This is a genomic window from Sphingomonas aracearum (assembly GCF_003345355.1).
Classification (GTDB): Bacteria; Pseudomonadota; Alphaproteobacteria; order Sphingomonadales; family Sphingomonadaceae; genus Sphingomonas; species Sphingomonas aracearum.
This window is the reverse complement of sequence record NZ_QQNB01000011.1, coordinates 1-1,288: the sequence shown is the minus strand read 5'-3', so window position 1 is coordinate 1,288 and position 1,288 is coordinate 1. Positions and strand designations below refer to the sequence as shown.

Annotated in this window: 1 protein-coding gene; it reads left to right on the top strand. The window is 66.4% G+C overall.

All coding sequences use genetic code 11. The features are described from left to right. Window positions 1–80: 80 nt before the first annotated feature. The coding region (locus tag DVW87_RS17625) for an IS1182 family transposase (RefSeq protein ID WP_114689072.1) at window positions 81–1,288 on the top strand (1,208 nt) is incomplete at its 3' end.

The following is a 1,288-nucleotide window of genomic DNA, read 5'->3' as shown; positions in this document are numbered from 1 at the left end:
CGAGGCTGTTGAAAAACGGCTGCTTGCGACGGTGACGAGGGCGTGATTCACTCCGGCAAAGCGGTGGGGGGATCACGGGCATGATGGGTCGGCAGGTGGCGCAGGGGGCGCTGTTCTACGGCTTCCGGCTCGACGACCATGTGCCGGCCGGCCACCTGCTCCGACGCATCGACGGGCTGCTCGACTTCGGCTTCGTGCGCGAGGCGCTGGCGGCGAGCTACAGCACGAGCGGGCGGCCCTCGATCGATCCGGAACTGATGCTCAGGATGCTGTTGATCGGCTACCTGTTCGGCATTCGCTCGGAACGCCGCCTGTGCGAGGAGGTGCACCTCAACCTCGCCTATCGTTGGTTCTGCCGGCTCGATCTGGCTGACCGGGTGCCCGACCATTCGACCTTCTCCAAGAACCGGCACGGCCGTTTCCGCGCCTGCGACCTGCATCGTCTGCTGTTCGAGCAGGTGGTCGCGCGGTGCGACGCGGCAGGGCTGGTAGCGGGGCGCGACTTGGCGGTGGACGGCAGTACCATCATGGCCGACGCCAGCCGCGAGAAGAAGCTGAAGGGGGCCGACGCCGCAGACGAGCTTCGTGCCGGGGAAAGCATATCGCGACCCGTCGCCGAATATCTGGCGGCGCTCGACGCCGCGTTGCCGCCAGATCCCGACGAACCTGCGACCGTCAATCCGACCAGCATCTCGCCGACCGACCCGCAGGCGGCGCTCACCTGCAAGCACGGACCGGCGCGCTACGCATACGCCATCAACCCCTTGCTCGACCTCGATACCGACTGCATCCTCGATGTGGAGGCGACGCCGGCGCGCTTTTCATCCGAGGTCGCGGCAACTCGGACACTGCTGTCGCGTGCCGGCACCACACTGGGCATCACACCCGAGAGCCTCGCGGCTGACAAAGCGTATGGCAGCGGCCCGTTGCTCAGTTGGCTAATCGACCGAAAAATCACCCCGTACATCCCGGTCATCGACCGCAGCCGCCAGCGCGACGCCTTCTTCACCCGTGATGCCTTCCACTACGATCGGGAGGCCGATGCCTATCGCTGCCCGGCGGACAAGCCACTCGGCTATTGCGGCACCAAACGCGCCAGCCAGGTTCGCGTATACCGAAGCCATGTTGCCTATTGTGCTGGCTGCGAACTGAAGCCCCGATGCACCGTCAGCCGGAAACGCAGCATTACCCGCCTCGTCAGCGAGGATGCCCGCGATACCGTGCGCGCCCTTGCCGGCACCGACGCCTATGTGCACGCGCGGCGTCGACGACAGCGGATCGAGCGCGT